This window comes from Pseudoalteromonas sp. NS-SX12, assembly GCF_057367955.1.
Window position 1 is genome coordinate 1379739 of sequence record NZ_CM170634.1, and the last position, 18370, is coordinate 1398108.

The 18370-nt window shown below is 41.5% G+C and carries 12 protein-coding genes; 6 read left to right on the forward strand and 6 right to left on the reverse strand.

Annotated elements, in window-relative coordinates:
- Nucleotides 1–20: 20 nt before the first annotated feature.
- A complete protein-coding gene (gene hemH / locus AC2IOM_RS06545) occupies nt 21–1040 on the reverse strand; it encodes a ferrochelatase (RefSeq protein WP_486359469.1) in 1020 nt (339 codons plus the stop codon).
- A 207-nt stretch (nt 1041–1247) separates the two neighbouring features.
- On the opposite strand from hemH, the gene AC2IOM_RS06550 reads away from it, so the two are divergent.
- Entirely contained in the window at nt 1248–2447 is a 1200-nt protein-coding gene (locus AC2IOM_RS06550; RefSeq protein ID WP_486359470.1) for an alkaline phosphatase family protein, read from the forward strand.
- A gap of 442 nt (nt 2448–2889) precedes the next feature.
- On the opposite strand, the gene AC2IOM_RS06555 is transcribed toward AC2IOM_RS06550, so the two are convergent.
- Entirely contained in the window at nt 2890–4194 is a 1305-nt protein-coding gene (locus tag AC2IOM_RS06555) for an inosine/guanosine kinase (RefSeq protein WP_010562081.1), read from the reverse strand.
- Nucleotides 4195–4375: 181 nt separating this feature from the next.
- Here AC2IOM_RS06555 and tadA point away from each other — a divergent pair, with 181 nt between their 5' ends.
- Nucleotides 4376–4876 carry a tRNA adenosine(34) deaminase TadA gene (gene tadA / locus AC2IOM_RS06560; protein ID WP_010562080.1) on the forward strand — a complete coding sequence of 167 codons (501 nt, stop codon included), beginning with the start codon at nt 4376–4378 and terminating at the stop codon, nt 4874–4876.
- Here tadA and AC2IOM_RS06565 read toward each other — a convergent pair.
- A complete protein-coding gene (locus AC2IOM_RS06565; protein WP_157813511.1) occupies nt 4873–5022 on the reverse strand; it encodes a hypothetical protein in 150 nt (49 codons plus the stop codon). The genes tadA and AC2IOM_RS06565 overlap by 4 nt on opposite strands.
- Before the next feature lie 123 nt (nt 5023–5145).
- Entirely contained in the window at nt 5146–6492 is a 1347-nt protein-coding gene (gene mltF, locus AC2IOM_RS06570; protein ID WP_010562079.1) for a membrane-bound lytic murein transglycosylase MltF, read from the reverse strand.
- A gap of 204 nt (nt 6493–6696) precedes the next feature.
- Here mltF and purL point away from each other — a divergent pair, with 204 nt between their 5' ends.
- From purL to AC2IOM_RS06590, 4 genes are all read left to right on the forward strand, one after another.
- The gene (gene purL, locus AC2IOM_RS06575; RefSeq protein WP_486359471.1) at nt 6697–10581 is read left to right on the forward strand and encodes a phosphoribosylformylglycinamidine synthase; all 3885 of its coding nucleotides are present in this window, start codon (nt 6697–6699) and stop codon (nt 10579–10581) included.
- A gap of 450 nt (nt 10582–11031) precedes the next feature.
- The gene (locus AC2IOM_RS06580; protein ID WP_486359472.1) at nt 11032–11256 is read left to right on the forward strand and encodes a FeoA family protein; all 225 of its coding nucleotides are present in this window, start codon (nt 11032–11034) and stop codon (nt 11254–11256) included.
- A gap of 15 nt (nt 11257–11271) precedes the next feature.
- Nucleotides 11272–13077 carry a ferrous iron transporter B gene (gene feoB / locus AC2IOM_RS06585; protein WP_486359473.1) on the forward strand — a complete coding sequence of 602 codons (1806 nt, stop codon included), beginning with the start codon at nt 11272–11274 and terminating at the stop codon, nt 13075–13077.
- Nucleotides 13078–13265: 188 nt separating this feature from the next.
- A complete protein-coding gene (locus AC2IOM_RS06590; protein ID WP_105170265.1) occupies nt 13266–13775 on the forward strand; it encodes a DUF2780 domain-containing protein in 510 nt (169 codons plus the stop codon).
- A gap of 42 nt (nt 13776–13817) precedes the next feature.
- On the opposite strand, the gene AC2IOM_RS06595 is transcribed toward AC2IOM_RS06590, so the two are convergent.
- Together AC2IOM_RS06595 and AC2IOM_RS06600 are read right to left on the reverse strand one after the other, a co-directional pair.
- Nucleotides 13818–14207: a hypothetical protein gene (locus AC2IOM_RS06595; protein WP_486359474.1), complete on the reverse strand. Its 390-nt coding sequence runs from the start codon at nt 14205–14207 to the stop codon at nt 13818–13820.
- Nucleotides 14207–18367, reverse strand: coding sequence for a S8 family serine peptidase (locus tag AC2IOM_RS06600; RefSeq protein ID WP_486359475.1), 4161 nt, complete (start codon nt 18365–18367; stop codon nt 14207–14209). Before AC2IOM_RS06600 ends, AC2IOM_RS06595 begins: the two co-directional genes overlap by 1 nt.
- Nucleotides 18368–18370: the final 3 nt, after the last annotated feature.

Consider the following 18370-nt stretch of genomic DNA (forward strand, 5'->3'; position numbering starts at 1 on the left):
GTTGTTTATACTGCGGAAAATTATAAATGCTGTTTTATGATTTCATAAAAGGCAGCAATATGATCATCGCGGTCATTTAATGCTGGAATATAACGGTAGTGCTCGCCGCCAGCATGTTCAAAAATTTCACGATTTTCTTCTTCTAATTCTTCCAATGTTTCCAAGCAGTCTGAGCTAAAAGCAGGGCTGGCAATGGCAATGTTCTTAATGCCATCTTCTTTCGCTAATTTTTCGAGTGTTTCATCGGTGTAAGGTTTTAACCATTCCGCTTTACCAAAACGACTTTGGAAGGTGGTGATTACGTCGTCTTTGTTAAGTCCTAACTTTTCTACCACTAAACGGGTGGTCATTTGGCAAAAACAATAATAAGGATCGCCTTTTTCTAGGAAAAACTTAGGTGTGCCATGGTAGCTAAGTACCAATTTTTCAGGCATACCATGTTTGTCTAAATCTTCTTTGATACTTGCGGCAAGGGCATCAATATAATGCGGGTTGTCTTGATAACCATTGATAAAGTGTAGTTCAGGTACCCAACGCCAGTTAACAAGCTCACGACTAATGGCATCGTAAGTTGAGCCAGTAGTTGAACCGCTGTACTGAGGATATAAAGGCAAGACGACAATTTTTTGATAGCCTTTTTCACGAATCTCGTCGAGCACTGATTTGATTGATGGGTTACCGTAGCGCATCGCTAAGAATACTTCGGCGTGATCTAGGCCTTTGTCTTTAAGTAAGGCAGCTAGCTTCGCTTGCTGTTTTTTACTGTAAACCAATAATGGTGAACCGTGTTCAGTCCAAATACCGGCGTAAAGTTTTGCCGAACGTTTTGGGCGAATACGTAAAATAATGCCGTGCAGAATAATTTTCCAAAGCACGCGCGGAATTTCAACGATGCGCGGATCAGATAAAAATTCTGCCAAATAGGTTCTTAGGGCCTTTGCGGTGGGTGCATCTGGGCTGCCTAAGTTAGTGAGTAAAACGGCTGTTTTTTTATGAAATCGTTTATGCGGTTCTTCAGTGACGGCAGTGAATCGAGACACGGTGACCCTTACTTAATTTGCTAAATTAAAAAGATTGTATCAAATCTTTTTGGAAAATTGCCCACATTACGTTGTGTTAGCTATTTAAGATCAATTTTTGATAAATAACTCGAGCTTACGTTAAATAAATATGGCTGAGGACAAATAGCCTAGACTTTTGTAATTCAACAAGTTTAGATGGTGTAAATTACTACACAAGCAAAGCAAATGAAAAAAATAGCTGTTTTACTTCTCGTTGTTTTAAGTGCTTTAAGCACGCCAGTGTTTGCCAAAGAACAAACCGTTATTTTGATTTCCCTTGATGGTTTTCGCTGGGATTATATTGAAAAGCACCAAGCAAAGAATTTAGCAAAAATCGCTAAAGCAGGCGTTCGCGCAGAGCGCATGATTCCAGTTTACCCAACGAAAACATTTCCTAATCATATTTCAATTATTACCGGCTTACAGCCCGCTAATCACGGCATAATTGATAATAAGTTTTGTGATAGAAATCGTAAAGAATGCTACAGCATGGGCAAAGGACGTAACGACAGTACCTGGCTAAACGGAACGCCACTTTGGAATCTTGCTGAAATGCAAGGTGTTAAAGCAGCCACTTACTTCTGGCCAGAATCAGACGCGCGCTTTAATGGTCGTACACCAAGTTACTTTTATCACTACTCGCAACATAGCGATTATCAGCGCCGCGTAGACCAAATTGTAGACTGGCTTAGCTTGCCAAAGGCACAGCGCCCACGTTTTATTGCCGCCTATTTTTCAGTGGTCGATTCAATGGGTCATGATTTTGGACCTAATGCACAGCAAACGTTCGATGCCGTACAAAAAATGGATGCGTTAATTGCCCAGTTGGATGCGCGCTTAGCTGAGCTAAAAGATCTTAATATTAATTTAGTTTTAGTATCCGATCACGGTATGTCGCAAGTTGATCCGAAACAGACCATTGAAATTAATTCGTTGGGCTTGTCTGAAAATGATTTTGTTATTAAAAACTCGTATACCCGTGTGCAGTTTTATAAAAAGCCAGAATCTCAAATCGCTACTTTAGAGGCTAAAAAACGCCTAGCAGAGCAAGCGAAAGGGCGTTATAGCGTACTTGATAAAAACACACTAGCAAGTCGCGGGATTAAGTTTGGTGCTCGAGATGCAGATATTATTATTGAAACCACTGCACCAAAAACGTTCTCATTTGAAGGTGAATCAGATTATTTAGGCACACATGGTTATGCCTACACTCAAGAAATGGGGGCATTATTTATAGCAAAAGGACCTGCGTTTAAACAAAATACGTCGATTGCTGAGTTTCCTAATCTAGATGTTTACCCAACAATTGCGAAAGTACTTGGCTTAAAAATACTTTCACCGGTAGATGGTGATGGCAAAAGCTTGGAAAGTGCACTTGCTCAATAAAGCCAGTAATAGCTATTTCGCTTAAGTATATAAGCAGCTTTAGCCGACTTAAATAATGCGTTATTTGAGTAAACAGGTATTAAGCGCAGAAGTTAGGTTAAATGTTTTATTTTTTAGCAATAACTTTTCAGAAAATTAATTTAATTAGTATGAATTAAGCAAAGGTTAAGTTTAAAAAGGCTAAAGTAAGCTTAAGTTCCAATCTCCCTTGGACTTTATTTCCCTTGTTGTTTTTATACAAGCTTTGCCCGCTAACTTTAGCGGGCTTTTTTATGCCAGTTGGCAGGTTTGCTTATTTAAAAATGTAGGAGTTGACAGAGTTAAGCTAAGGTTAAGATAGTAAACTTATACTAAAAACCAGTTCCCAATCTCCAAAAGTACTGAGTTTAACTTGGTAACAAAAAGCCCGCATATTGTAGCGGGCTTTTTATATTAGGCGGGATTATTGTTCCCAGTAAGCTTGTTGCAAACTGTCTTCTCGTTCAGGCAAGCCGCGCGTTAAACGTGGCGAATGTTGCACTAATACTTCATAACTTACACGGTTAGCATATTTACTGATTTGTGAAAGCGACGAATAGGTAAGCGCATTGATTTTATGCTTACTTGAGGTAGGAACATTTAACTGGTGATATACATTAGCGCTAATATCGTGAAGTACTGCTGCCAGTGCGCCATCACCTGCGCCATTGGTATTTTTAATGCTGTCAGGCCCGCCCATGTAAGGTGCAGTGTGAGTGTAAATTTTTACTGGATTTTTACAGTCTTTACGACGCATTGCGCGTGAAAATTCAAACTTATTAAAATCAGGAATACTGCCTGGCATTAATTGGTGTTCTGTTGGGCGCTTCCAACAGTCATCAATATAACTAGCTAAGAACATGCCTTGAGCGCCAGCAGTACAAATTACCATATCAACCCAATCGAGCGCTTTATCGGCGGCTAATAGCGGGTCTTCAAAGCCGGTAATAGCAAGGCCTTCCTCTTCGTTCATGGCTAATATGTCAACGTGGTCGTTAACGAAGTTTTGCCACCACTCTGGGTCTTGCTCAATTAAGAATTTGGTGCCTAAGCTCAGTACAACAGGTACATTTGCTGCGTTTGCGTATTCAACGGCTTTTAACGCCGCTTCGGTCATGGTGTCTTCACCTGTGGTACGCATTAAATAGGCCGAAATAACTAAAGCAGACGAGTTAGCAATAAGCTCTTGGGAAATGGATTCAGGACGTAGGCGGTTCATTAAGCCTGGACTGATAGCGAAAGTACGTTCGCCACTTTCATCAATAAGGGTAAAACAACGGCCAATTGGGCCATCGACCGGTTGTAGATGTTCTAAATCTACGCGGGTTGAGGTTTTACTAACGAAACGATAGGCATAACTACCAATTTTGATATTTTCGCACATTACACCAAGCAATACCGAGCGGTCATCTGATAACACTGAGTAATTGTGCATGGTGTTACCAATAGTGCCGCCTGCAAATTCGTAGTCGATCATGTCATGATCTTTTAAGCGTGCATAGAGAGCGTTGGTGGTGTCATCATCCATTACTTGCGACATACCGCGGTGCAGGCCAAACTCATTGAGAAAGGCTTGATCAACTTTGGCTTCTATATCAACCACAATTTGGTCAATACCCACTATGTAATTACGTGCAAGCTTGCTGTCTTGTGTGATCACGTTCGTTAACGGATCTTTATCTTCCACTGGAAAGTAGTGTTTTTGTCTGCGTCGTCCAGGAAATTTCATCTTGTTTCTACATTGCTTTGGCGTCGTGCAAAATGGCGGCGGATTATAGCCTAAAAAATAATTGAATAACTATGACATTAGCCCTTTATTTTAAAAAATTCTAAGAAAAAGAGATAACAATGCATGAATCTTTTTAACTTGGTAAAATATTTAAGGTGTTTATAAATCAACCTGAGTAAGTATGTACCCTGAATTTAGCGATGAATATTGGATGATTGAGGCGCTTAAACGTGCTGATATTGCCGAGCAACATGGAGAAATACCAGTTGGTGCCATTGTTGTAAAAGACAATCAGATTATTGCTGAGGGATATAATTTATCAATTACACAGCATGATCCATCGGCCCATGCTGAGATGATGGCAATTCGCCAAGCTGGCAAGCACATTGAAAATTACCGTATGCTCGATTGTACGTTATACGTCACACTTGAACCTTGCTCTATGTGTGCAGGGTTATTGGTGCATAGCCGTATAAAGCGTTTGGTATTTGGCGCACATGATGAAAAAACAGGTTCAGCGGGCAGTATTATGGACTTAACCCGTCACGAAAAGCTCAATCATCAAATAGATGTAACCAGCGGGGTTTTAGCTGAGGTGTGCAGTGAAAAGCTGTCGGCATTTTTTAAAAAACGTCGCGCAGAAATAAAAGCCGCTAAAAAAGCGGCAAAAGGTGAAAGCTAGCTCGCTTCAGCTTCCACCAATAAATTAAATGCTCTGCGACGCTCAAGCACTTTACGATGGGTGTTGCGTCTTGCAATGCGGCGACGAATAGCACAAGTGTTAACCGTACTGCGTTTTACTTTGAATTTTCTACGCGTTCTTAGCATAGGTTCTCCTTAAAAAGGTGAGAGTGGAGAAGGGGGATTGGCTAAAGCCCTTATCTCTCGATAAGTTTATTAATAAATTATGACACTTATATGACATTCACAGTGGTGAATTCAACTATTGTGTTACTCATCTTGGTTTTCATCAAGCCAAACGAGCGTGTCGTAATAGCGGCGAATATTATCGACATATTTAACGGCGACATCGCCACGGGCAAACCCGTATCTTGTTTGGCGATAGTAGCGCTTTTTAATCAGTAACGGTAAATGTTTTTTCACATCTGCCCATTTGTCGGCATCGCCACCTGCTTTTTCAGTTAGCACGCGAGCATCTTCCATATGACCAAAGCCCACATTGTAAGCCGCAAGCGCAAGCCAAGTGCGGTCTGGTTCTTTTATACGTTCGGGCACGCGATTAATCAATTTTTCTAAATAGATGCCGCCACCACGAATATTTTGTTCTGGTTCAAGGCGGTTTTTAACACCCACCGATTTAGCTGTGGGCAATGTCAACATCATAATACCGCGTACGCCAGTGGGCGATTTGGCACGTGGGTCCCACATCGATTCTTGATAACTGACTGCTGCCAGTAAGCGCCAATCAAGGCTGCGTGAATATTGCTTAAACCAATCTCGGTATTTAGGTAATACATCACGAACTGCTTCTATATAAGCGAGGGTATTGATGTAGTTAAACTGACGAACGTGGCCAAAATATTTTTCTTCTAGGTTTTGTAATAGGCCTGTTGAGCGTGCATAACCAAAAAACTCAATCGCCATTGCATATAAACTGTCGTCATCATTTTGCTGTAGCATCCAAGCGACGGGTTCTTCACGGGTCACCGAAAATGCAATACTAAGTTCTGGGTGATAGCGGCGAAACAGCGCCAAAGTGTGCGAGTCAGCAATGGTGTAATCGAATTTGCCATCAATAATGCCTTGTAATAATTCGGCTTCATCAAACTCTTCGGTTTCAACCCATTGTAAGTTTTCAAAATTGGCTTTTGCTTTTAATAAACTGGCGGCATGAGCGCTTTTGGCTATAACGGTAACAGGGGCATCTAGCTGTGAAAAATTACGCGGTCTTTTGCGCCCTTGTTTATAAACTAGTTTTTGACTGATTGAGCGATATTGCGGAGCAAAACGGTATTTATTTAAACGCGATTTGTTTAGGGTAAGGCCTGAGGCGAGAATATCGATTTGTCCTTTTTCTAGCTTGTTAAGCATGTCTTTAATTGAGAAAAAAGGAATGATTTCGAGTTCTGCGTCAATAAAGTTTGCGAATGCTTTGGCGAGCTCATATTCAAAACCTAGCTCACCATTGGCACTAATATAGTAGGTACTTTCGCCGGCAAGCGTGCCGATACGAACTTTATCTTTTTGTTTAATTTGGCCGAGGTGTGTTTCTGCGACAGGCTCTGAGCATGCTGCCAGCAAAAAAATAACCAGTGTAATTACAACGCGTTTTAGCACTCAAATCCTAAAATAACTAACCCCTACAAGCTTGTTATAACAGATAAAGTCCCGATCGTCACGAGGACTAATGTCCTATACATGAAAATCGAATTTGCCTATTTTTGTCTATTTTTTGATTTTTATTTAAATCTCATGTCATTTTCCACTATAATGTGCGCCCATAAATCTTCGTTCAATCCTTAACCCCGGATGAAAATACCTATGTTGATCCTACGTGGTGCACCTGCACTTTCTGATTTTAAAGTTCAAAAGATCCTTAAAACCTGCGCTGACGCCAATTTACCAGTGACTGGTGTTTACGCTGAGTTTATGCATTTTGCTGATTTAACAGCAGAACTTTCAGAGTCTGAGTTAGACAAACTAAATAAGCTATTAAAGTATGGCCCGACCATTACTGAACATACGCCTGAAGGTGCGCTCATTTTAGTGACGCCGCGCATTGGTACCATTTCTCCATGGGCATCAAAGGCAACTGATATTGCTAACAACTGTGGTTTAGACAAAGTACACCGTGTTGAACGTGGTATTGCTTACTATGTTGAAGGCGACCTAAACGCTGAGCAGTTAAATGACGTTGCTAAGCTAGTTCATGACCGTATGACAGAGTCTGTGCACAACAGCCTTGAAGATGCAGGTCAGTTATTCCGCGTTGAAGAGCCGCGCCCAATGTCATCTGTAGACATTCTTGGCGGTGGCCGTGAAGCACTTGTGACGGCAAACGTAGAGCAAGGTTTTGCACTAGCTGACGACGAAATTGACTACTTAGTAGAAAACTTCACAAAACTAGGTCGTAACCCGAACGACATCGAGTTATTCATGTTCGCACAGGCGAACTCTGAGCACTGTCGTCACAAAATTTTCAACGCCGATTGGACAATCGACGGTGTAGAACAGCCTAAGTCGCTGTTCAAAATGATCAAGAATACTTACGAAACGCACCCAGAAAACGTACTGTCTGCTTATAAAGATAACGCAGCAGTAATGAAGGGTTCTAAAGCGGGTCGTTTCTTCCCAAATAAAGAAGGCGAGTACAGCTACAATCAAGAGAACATTGAAATTTTGATGAAGGTTGAAACGCACAACCACCCAACTGCGATTGCGCCTTTCTCTGGCGCATCAACCGGTTCTGGTGGTGAAATTCGTGACGAAGGTGCAACAGGTCGTGGTTCTAAGCCAAAAGCAGGCCTAGTTGGTTTTACTGTATCTAATCTTCGCATCCCTGGTTTTGAACAACCGTGGGAAACTAACTTCGGCAAGCCTGGTCGTATCGTTGATGCACTAGACATCATGATTGACGGCCCGCTAGGTGGCGCGGCGTTCAACAACGAATTTGGTCGTCCTAACCTACTTGGTTACTTCCGTACTTACGAAGAAAAAGTTAACAGCCATAACGGTGAAGAGGTACGTGGTTACCACAAGCCAATCATGCTTGCAGGTGGTCTTGGTAACATCCGTACTGAGCATGTTCAAAAAGGTGAAATTCCAGTAGGTGCTAAGCTAGTAGCACTAGGTGGCCCTGCGATGAACATTGGTCTTGGCGGTGGTGCTGCATCATCAATGGCATCTGGTCAGTCAAACGAAGACTTAGACTTTGCATCTGTACAGCGTGAAAATCCAGAGATGGAGCGTCGTTGTCAGGAAGTTATCGACAAATGTTGGCAGCTAGGTGACGAAAACCCAATCGCGTTTATCCATGATGTAGGTGCGGGCGGTCTTTCAAACGCATTCCCTGAGCTAGTAGACGACGGTGGCCGTGGTGGTAAATTCCAACTACGTAACATCCCGAACGACGAGCCAGGCATGGCACCGCACGAAATTTGGTGTAACGAATCACAAGAACGTTACGTACTTGCAGTAGCGGCAGAAGACTTTGCACGTTTTGAAGAAATTTGTAAGCGTGAGCGCGCACAGTACGCTGTAATTGGTGAAGCAACTGAAGAGCGTCACCTAACCGTTGCGGATAGCCATTTTGATAACAACCCAGTAGACCTTCCACTTGAAGTACTACTTGGTAAAGCACCTAAGATGCACCGTGACGTTGAGTCAAAGCAAGTTGAAGGTGAAGCACTAAAAACTGACAGCATCGACGTTGAAGAAGCGGCTAAGCGTTTACTTCGTCTACCAACGATTGCTGAGAAAACATTCCTCATCACCATTGGTGACCGTACGGTGACAGGTCTTGTGGCACGTGACCAAATGGTTGGCCCTTGGCAGGTACCAGTAGCAAACTGTGCTGTAACTGCAGCTGCGTTTGACACATACCACGGTGAAGCCATGTCAATGGGTGAGCGCACACCTGCAGCACTTCTAAACTATGGTGCATCAGCACGTTTAGCAGTAGCAGAAGCGTTAACTAACATTGCTGGCGCAAACATTGGTGGTCTTGAGAACATCAAGCTATCTGCAAACTGGATGGCAGCAGCAGGTCACCCTGGTGAAGACGCAGGTCTTTACGAAGCGGTTAAAGCTGTGGGTGAAGAGTTATGTCCAGCACTTGGCCTAACGATTCCAGTTGGTAAAGACTCAATGTCGATGAAGACAACATGGCAAGACGACGGTGAAGACAAGGCGGTTACAGCACCTCTTTCTCTAGTAATCACTGCATTTGGTCGTGTAGAAGACATTCGCAAAACAGTTACACCTCAGCTTCGCACTGATAAAGGTGACTCAAGCCTAATCCTAGTTGATTTAGGTGCAGGTCAAAACCGTATGGGTGCATCAAGCCTTGCACAGGTTTACAAGCAGCTTGGTGATAAGACGCCTGACGTTGATAGCCCAGAGCTATTAAAAGGCTTCTATGAAGCGATGCAAGCACTTGTAGCTGACGAGAAGTTACTTGCTTACCACGACCGTTCAGACGGTGGTTTATTCACAACAGTAGCTGAAATGGCATTCGCAGGTCGTACAGGTGTGACTGTAAACCTTGATAGCCTTACAGGCTCTGATATCGAAGCGCTTTATAACGAAGAGCTAGGTGCGGTAATTCAGGTTCGCAACGACGACCTTGCAGCAGTTGAAGCTGTGTTAGCGGATAACGGTCTTGCAGCAATCAGCCATACTATCGGTGCATTAAACACTGAAGACAAAGTTATCTTCAACCGTGGCGGCGAAGCAGTACTTGCAAATACACGTACTGAGCTACGTACTATTTGGGCTGAGACAACTTACAAGATGCAAGCACTTCGTGATAACCCAGAGTGCGCTAAGCAAGAATTTGATGCGAAATTTGACGAAAAAGATCCTGGTCTTAACGTTAAGCTAAGCTTCGACCTAAACGAAGATGTAGCAGCACCTTATATCGCAACAGGAGCTAAGCCTAAGATGGCTATCCTACGTGAGCAAGGTGTTAACTCACACGTTGAAATGGCAGCAGCATTTAACCGTGCAGGTTTTGCAGCAGTAGACGTACACATGAGTGACATCCTTGAAGGTCGCCTAACGCTAGAAGAGTTCAAAGGCCTTGTAGCATGTGGTGGTTTCTCTTACGGTGACGTACTAGGTGCTGGTGAAGGTTGGGCTAAATCAATCCTATTCAATGACATGGCACGCGATCAGTTCCAAACATTCTTTGAGCGTCAAGACACGTTCAGCTTAGGTGTGTGTAACGGCTGTCAGATGCTTTCAACACTGAAAGAGCTTATCCCAGGTACTGAGCACTGGCCACGTTTTGTAACCAACAAGTCAGAGCGTTTTGAAGCACGTTTCAGTCTTGTTGAAGTACAAGAAAGCCCGTCAGTATTCTTCCAAGGTATGGCTGGTTCTCGTATGCCTATCGCAGTATCTCACGGTGAAGGTCACGCTGAGTTTGCAAACGACGCAGCAGTGAAAGCAGCACTTGAATCTGGCACTGTTGCAGTTCAGTACGTTGATAACTTTGGTAAGCCAACAACGCAATACCCTAACAACCCGAATGGTTCACCAGAAGGTATTACAGGTATTACATCAACGGACGGTCGTGCAACAGTAATGATGCCACACCCAGAGCGTGTATTCCGTGCAGTAGCTAACTCTTGGCACCCAGATGAGTGGAAAGAAGATAGCCCATGGATGCGCATGTTCCGTAACGCACGTAAAAACGTGGGTTAATTGAGTTAATTTATAACTCGTTAGAAAAGGTCGCGTAAGCGGCCTTTTTTGTATCTGTACGTTGAGACCGACAAAAATATCGGGAATATTTTTGAACAGCGAAGCTGGCCCGAAGGGCGAAAGGCAGCATGCCTGAAGTCATCGAAGTTTCGCAGCGTGTTTTACGTCAGTCTGCGATGACGATTACTGCGTAACGCACCGGGCCGCAGCTTCAGGATGAATTAGTCTGCACTACCTCAACTAGCTTTAAAAAAGGTCACTTCGGTGGCCTTTTTTATTATCTAAAATAAATATTTAAGTTAAATAAGATTAGTAACTTTTACAGGATTTTAATTTAATTAATAAATTAAGCTTTATTTATATAAAGTTTAGATAAATATTCAAATTGCATTGAGCTTTGTTGTAGAAAAGCGCATACTGGCGGCAAATATTTAACTGCGAATAAGTATCATGACGATTTGTGATGTTCCCGTAAAGCAACAGGCGACAATAGTGCGTTTGTGTCCAAGTTTAGATTCCGCCGTCGCTCAACGACTAGAGGAAATGGGGTTCGCTGAAAATGCGTTAATAACCTGCATACGTCGCACACCGTTCAATGGTCCCATTGTTTATCAAGTGGGGGATTGTGTTTACTCACTCGAACCTGCAATAGCTAAACGTATTTACATCGCATAAACTGTAAGAACCCTCATGAAACGAATTTTATTAGTTGGTAAGCCCAACTGTGGTAAAAGTTTGCTTTTTAATCAGTTAACAGGCTTAAAGCAAAAAGTTGCTAACTTTCCAGGTGTCACAGTCGAGCTTAAAAGTGGTCAATTTAATGACTTTGAAATAGTTGATTTTCCAGGTACCTATTCGCTAAATACGCTTTCAAAAGATGAGCAGATCGCAGTCGAAAAGCTAAATGAGGCGATTAATCAAGACGACACCGAAGTGATTGTAAATGTACTAGATGCAACGCGATTAGAGCGCAGTTTGGTATTTGCATTGCAAGTGCAACATTTAGCGCAGCAACATAATAAAAAGGTCGTGTTTGCACTTAATTTAATTGATGAATTACAGCGCTTTAATCATCAAATAGATGTCGCACAACTCTCTAAAGATTTGAATGCTCCAGTATTTGCTTTGTCAGCAAAAACGCTTACTGGTGTAACTGAGTTTCAAAAAGGCTTAGTTGAAATTACTAAAGCACCTTTTCAGCAAAATCCTCATTCAGATCCTAGTACAAATGTGCAAAGTGCTAAAACACTTGCAAAAAAATATGCAATTGCCAGCGATATTGTGCTTAAAAAGCAAAATGTTATCGATAACTTTTTGTTAAATAGCGTGTTTGGCGCTGTGGCATTTTTTACAATTATGTTTTTATTGTTTCAGAGCATTTTCACATGGGCTGCGCCGTTAATGGATGGCGTAGAAATGCTTATTGGTGATACCGCCGCGCTTGTTACAGGCTTATTGCCAAGTGGCATGATGCAAGACTTTACGACAGATGCTTTGTTTGGTGGTGTGGGTTCTTTTTTAGTATTTGTGCCGCAAATTATGGTGCTAACTTTTATTATCGGGTTACTGGAAGATAGTGGCTATCTTGCGCGCGCTGCGTTAATTTGCCATAAGCCTTTAAGCTTCTTTGGTTTGTCTGGTCGTAGCTTTATTCCTTACCTATCTGCACATGCCTGCGCGATACCTGCAATTATGGCCGCCAGAACCATAGAATCACCGCGTAAACGCCTGATCACTATGATGACTATTCCCCTGATGTCATGCTCTGCAAGATTGCCGGTTTATGCCTTGTTAGTTGCGGTATTTATTCCGGCAGATCACACAGTACTTGGTGTCTTTAACTTACAAGGTATCGCATTTTTTGCCCTGTATTTATTTGGCATTGTGATGGCGCTGATTGTAAGTGCATTATTGAGTAAATCTAAAATGACAGAGCAGAGCCAGTCTGAAATGCCATTTATTTTAGAACTGCCAACTTATCGTATGCCCCATTGGAAACCACTAATGCACCGTGTTTTGAACAGTGGCATTTATTTTATTAAACGCGCCGCACCGGTTATTTTTATGGTGTCAGTAGTGATTTGGGTACTGGGTTATTTTCCGCAAAATGCTGATTTAGAGCACTCGTTACTTGGTCAATTTGGTCAGTTTATTGCACCAGTGTTTGAACCACTTGGTGTAGATTGGCGCTATGGTGTGGCAATCATGATGTCGTTTTTGGCGCGAGAAGTCTTTGTAGGTGCGTTGGGCACACTGTATGGCATGGAAGGTGCTGATGAAAATATTGCAGGACTAGCATCACAAATTATGGCAGATGGCTTACCACTTGGTACTGGCATTGGTTTAATGCTGTTTTATGTAGTGGCATTACAATGTGTAGCAACCGTGGCAACGATAAAAGCGGAAATGGGTAACGCTAAACTCGCATGGGCTTTATTTGTGGTGTATGGATTAGTTGCTTATTGCTTAGCTGCACTTGCTCATTACTTTATATAAACATATTACGTTATGCATTAGGGGCTATTTTCATGGCTCCTTTTCAGCCATAGGTGCGTTACCGAGTCGATGTTGTGATTCAGTTTTAGGTTGAGTACCAGAGTGAATTAAATTAATGACTTTTTAATCCCTTAGTTGTTAGTATTGCGCTGTACCTAAATCGGTTAACCCCTTATTGGAAGTAAGTAATGAAAAAATTAACTTTAGTTGTAATGGTAACGGGCGCGTTTTACGCTAATTCTGTGAGTGCGGTTGATTTAAAAAGCACGTTAAATACTGCTGTCGCGAACCAAACAGCAGAAAAAACAACATCAAATGCCTTAGTAAAATATGCATCTGAACAATTGGGTTTATCTGAAGATATCATTGGTTCAGGCATGGGCGCGTTGCTCAAAGTAGCAAAAGATCATGTTAGCCCTGAAAACTTTGCTTTGATTAGTCAAGCATTACCAAATACTAACGGGCTGATCAGTGAAGCGCCTAAATCGTCAATGTCTTCACTAAGTTCAATGCTAGGCAAAGGCGGCGATAAAACTAAACAAGCAGCAAGCCTAGGTTATTTGGATAGTGCGTTTGAAAGCATCGGTATTCCAAAAGAGCAAGTACCTTTACTAGTAAACTCATTAGTTGGCTACATGGCGAATAATGGATACAGCAAAGAAGCTAACTTGTTAAAGCAAGGCCTAAGCTTTTTATAAATTTAGAATCACAATAAAAAAGGCCACAATGGCCTTTTTTATTTAAACAGGGGTTGTGTGTAACCGCTTTTCTCGCCATATTTTTAGGTAAAATAGCCCGAGAGTCAGCTCGGTGATTATTGCCAAAAAAATCCCCACACCTGCATTACCTAGCGTAAATTCAATACTCCCCAGTATTGCCAAGCCAAACATAATCACCATAAAACTCAAGCTAACAGCTAGCTGTGTGGTTTTGTCTGATATTTTGCGTATTTGCCAAGATACCAATGCAAGCCCAAGAAACAGAATGCTTGCTCTACGCCCCATAAAATAGGTTGCATCGCTGGCTTCAATATTAAATAGATAAAAAAGCAGCTCAGGCATTCCCATTAGGGCGACTGAAAGTAACGCAGCGATTAACGCCGTGATAGCTGATAACAAACGAAAGCTCACTATTTACTCCCAGTAAAAAATGTAAAGCGTCGTATTATCGAAATTGATAACAGTGTTATTAATGCAAAAAATGGCAATGCTCCCGAGGATGACTTCCTATCGTCTGTAACGTTATTTGTTGGGAGTGCTGATTTAGAGGCATCTAGCGGGAAAGCATCTTGGCTATCTTCTACGCCGTCACCATCATCATCGGCATCAGTATTGTTGCCTATACCATCACCATCGGTATCAACTGACTCTGTCGCATCGAGTGGGAATGCATCCGCAGCATCTAATACACTGTCATTATCGTCATCAGTATCTGCGTTATTGCCTATACCATCACCATCGGTATCGACCGACTCTGTCGCATCGAGTGGGAATGCATCCGCGGCATCTAATACACTGTCATTATCATCATCAGTATCTGCGTTATTACCTATACCATCACCATCGGTATCGACTGATTCTGTCGCATCGAGTGGGAATGCATCCGCAGCATCTAATACACCGTCATTATCGTCATCAGTATCGGCATTATTGCCTATGCCATCACTATCTGTGTCTACCGACTCACTTGCATCGAGTGGGAATGCATCTTCGGTATCTAGTACACCATCATTGTCGTCATCAGTATCAGCATTGTTACCAATACCGTCAACATCGGTATCCAGCCATTCACCTGCATCTAATGGGAAAGCATCTTTATCGTCTAAATAGCCATCATTATCATCATCAGGATCGAGTTTGTTTCCAATGCCATCATAATCAGAATCTAACCATTCAATGGGATTAAATGGGAAGGCATCTATATCATCGTTGTAACCGTCATTATCATCATCCAGATCTTGGTCGTTTGGAATGCCGTCGTTATCTGCGTCATTAATCTCGCCAGCTTCTGAACCGTAAGTAAAATAATCATTGAGTGAATAAATGACATCTCTGGAATTAGTGCCATCGAAGGTAACGCGTAAACTGAGCGAATGATTTCCTTCTATTAACGGCAAGGAAACTGCAACAGGTCCTAAATCAGCTTGCCAAAAATAAACTTCTTCCCAATCACCGTCATTTATCTTTATTTCAGTTTTCTTAGCTTCTAAATCATTTCCCATGAAATGAATATCAATACCAATCTTATTGAGCTCAGGCTGAATAAATGTTCCACCATGATAATAAGCACCAATAGTTCCAATGCTTGGAATATAAAAACTGTCTTTGGCTGAAAGCTCAATACTGGAATTGTTAAAAGTCAGTTTAAATTTCAGGTTTTCACAGCTGTCTTTAAAATGTGAAAGACGAGACTCATTTGAATTTAAAGTACCAGTGTGAAGCTGTGTTTTTGTACCATCTTCATGCTCACAGAAAAATTGGTATTGACTATCAATATTGTATTTTGCACCTTGTAGGTCATGGTAAAATTGACCGTCCAAATATTTATTTGGTTTAAGTGAGATTGTTTCTCCATCACTTACAATAGATGCTGATAAATAAGCCTTTTCTGGGTTAAGTGGCAGTTCATTATTGGGCGTTTCTATTGGATAGCTATCGTAACCCCGAACGTAGTCAGAAATGCGTAGTTTGCCTTCGTTGCTTAAGCCGAAGTATGGTGAAACAATAAACGCTGTTTCAGCATTAGTAGAATCAAATAATTGCAGTATTTTTTTATCTAATACTGATTCATTGTTTGTTTCGAACACTTGTATCTTAGTTATGTCGTTGGATAAATCTATATTATTTGCAGGATCGTAGTGATGATCTAGCACTTTGTAAGCTGCAACGTCATTATAATTCGATAAATCAAATGTTGTGGCACTTAAAGTTGTTAAATCAATTTGAATATCCTCACCAAGCATGCCTGTTTTTGAAGGTGTGTTTTGATATAAAAATAGTTTTTCTGTGTCGGATTGGTCTGTAATTCTATAGTGGGATTGATAGGAAAACTCATAGCTATGGTCAAGATTACCAACTGCAAGGTATTGAATGCTAGGCTGAGTAGGGGCAGATAACCATCCTAGTTTAAATGTATCTTTTGAAAAGTACGTTGACGTAAAGAAGTTGTTGATGTGTGTAAAGTCACTATTACCATTTGCATGTGTTAAGGAGGTTAACCCCGTTACGTGAGTTAACTCATCAACATCTAATTTAAATTCGGTATTCTCAGTTAAGTTTAGTAGATGAGAAGAAATCCCTTTTTTTATATTGATAAAACCAGACCTAACAGGTAAATCGCTAGTATCTAGATTAAAATAGGTAGCTCCCAACCAAAGGCTAGTATCGGGAATATTAATTGTTACAGGAGATTGACCTGTTACCGTGTAAGTTGACCTTTCGCCGCTAGAATCGATCATATCTACAGATACCTCACTCGGTGAGTTAGTAGACAAAGTTAGTTTCATCGCATTTTCAAAGTAAGTAGGAATGCGTAATCTACTGGTATCAGATTCAAAAACGACCGCATTATGATGAATGCCATCAGCTGCAACATCAGGAATAATAGCGGTATCTTGAACATCAACAGTAATTGTTAATTCAGCGGAGCTTTTTGCTGCGACAACTATCGATTCTTTATCGCTCGAAATAGAAGCACCAGTGGGAAAACCTTCTGTAAAACTCACCTTGTAGGTTTGCGCCTCGTTAGCGCTATTATAAATTGTGAATGTCTTGGTGCTAGACCATTGCTTAGTGTTTTTATCTAAGGTACCAAAATTTAACGCGGTTAGACTGGCGGATGTAGTTGCTTTTAGGCTTGCTAATATATCCAATCTTCCAGCGCCTTGTGCAAGTGGTGATACACCTAGATCAATTGCTCCTGCTGCCAATAGCTGTTTGGCAGAGGAAGCGTTAAGAGAATCATTGTTCTGCTTTAATAACGCAATGGCTCCTGCAACATGTGGGGTAGCCATACTCGTGCCGCTTAAATGACCATAACTATACCTACCAGTTAATGTCGACTCTATGTAGTGGCCAGGAGCTGTAATTTCCGGTTTTGTAAAATTAGTTGCGGTTAGCGCTTTCGATGAGAATGATGACATTTCATCAATCTTCCTCGATGATGCAACGGTGATTGCTTTTTCGGCAGCTGCTGGAGAACTGTTGTTTATAGCGCCATAATAGCCATCATTACCGGCAGCAACTACCACAACTACTCCTGCATCAACCGCATTATTAACAGCGGTGCTGGTTGGATCTGTAGCATTACCACTTCCGCCTAGACTCATATTGATAATGTCTACTGCATCATCAGTTGTAATATCTCCATCAGGGTCTACTGCGCGTTCAATACCAGCGATAATGTCACTACTATATCCCCAACCATCGTCATTAAGTACTTTATAAGCATGAAAAGTAACATTGGGCGCAACGCCTTTAATATAACCATTTGCGCCTACAATACCAGCGACGTGAGTACCATGCCCATTTTCATCCATAGGATCATTGTCGTTGTAATGAAAGTCATAACCATTTGTTACGCGGCAATTAATACCAAAGCAGCCACCTAGATCTGGGTGAGTGTAATCAACACCTGAATCTAAGATAGCAACAACAACGCCTTCGCCTGTTAATAGTTTTCCGTCATTACTTTGAAGCTCCCATACTTTGTCAGCATTAATAAGTGGCACACTTTGTTCTAAATTAATGGTTTTAATGGTGTCTTTACTTACGCTTTTTACGCTAGGGAGTTGTCTTAGCGAATCTATGTAAGTTTGTTCGGCTTCTAATACAATCGCGTTGTTTACACGTGAAAATTGTCTTAACACCTTTATGTTTGGCGAAATAGCGCGTAGTGCTTGAATTGTTGATAATTGCTGGTTTTGAATGGCAAGTTCTGTTTGTTGAAGCTTAGAATTAATATGATGCAGCTGGTTTTGTGAAGCTGTTTTCGCTTGACCTTTGTCGGGAAATAGTTGTTTTTCAACTTTTCGTTTTACTTCTAATACCGATGCCTCTTCAAGCTGAACGATATAACGAGGTTTAGCACTCGTGTAGTATGACTTTTGCTCTAAAGGCTTACCATTTTCATTCAGAACAACGCGTGTGTGTTTTGTGACACTAGTATGACGTTCATTCAAATTTAGATTGTTTGAAAGTGAAAAGTTTGTGTTGCTTGCGTGTAATGAGGTAGCGATTGATAAGGCACATACAGAGACTGCGAACTGTCCCTTTTTCACAAAATATGTCATATA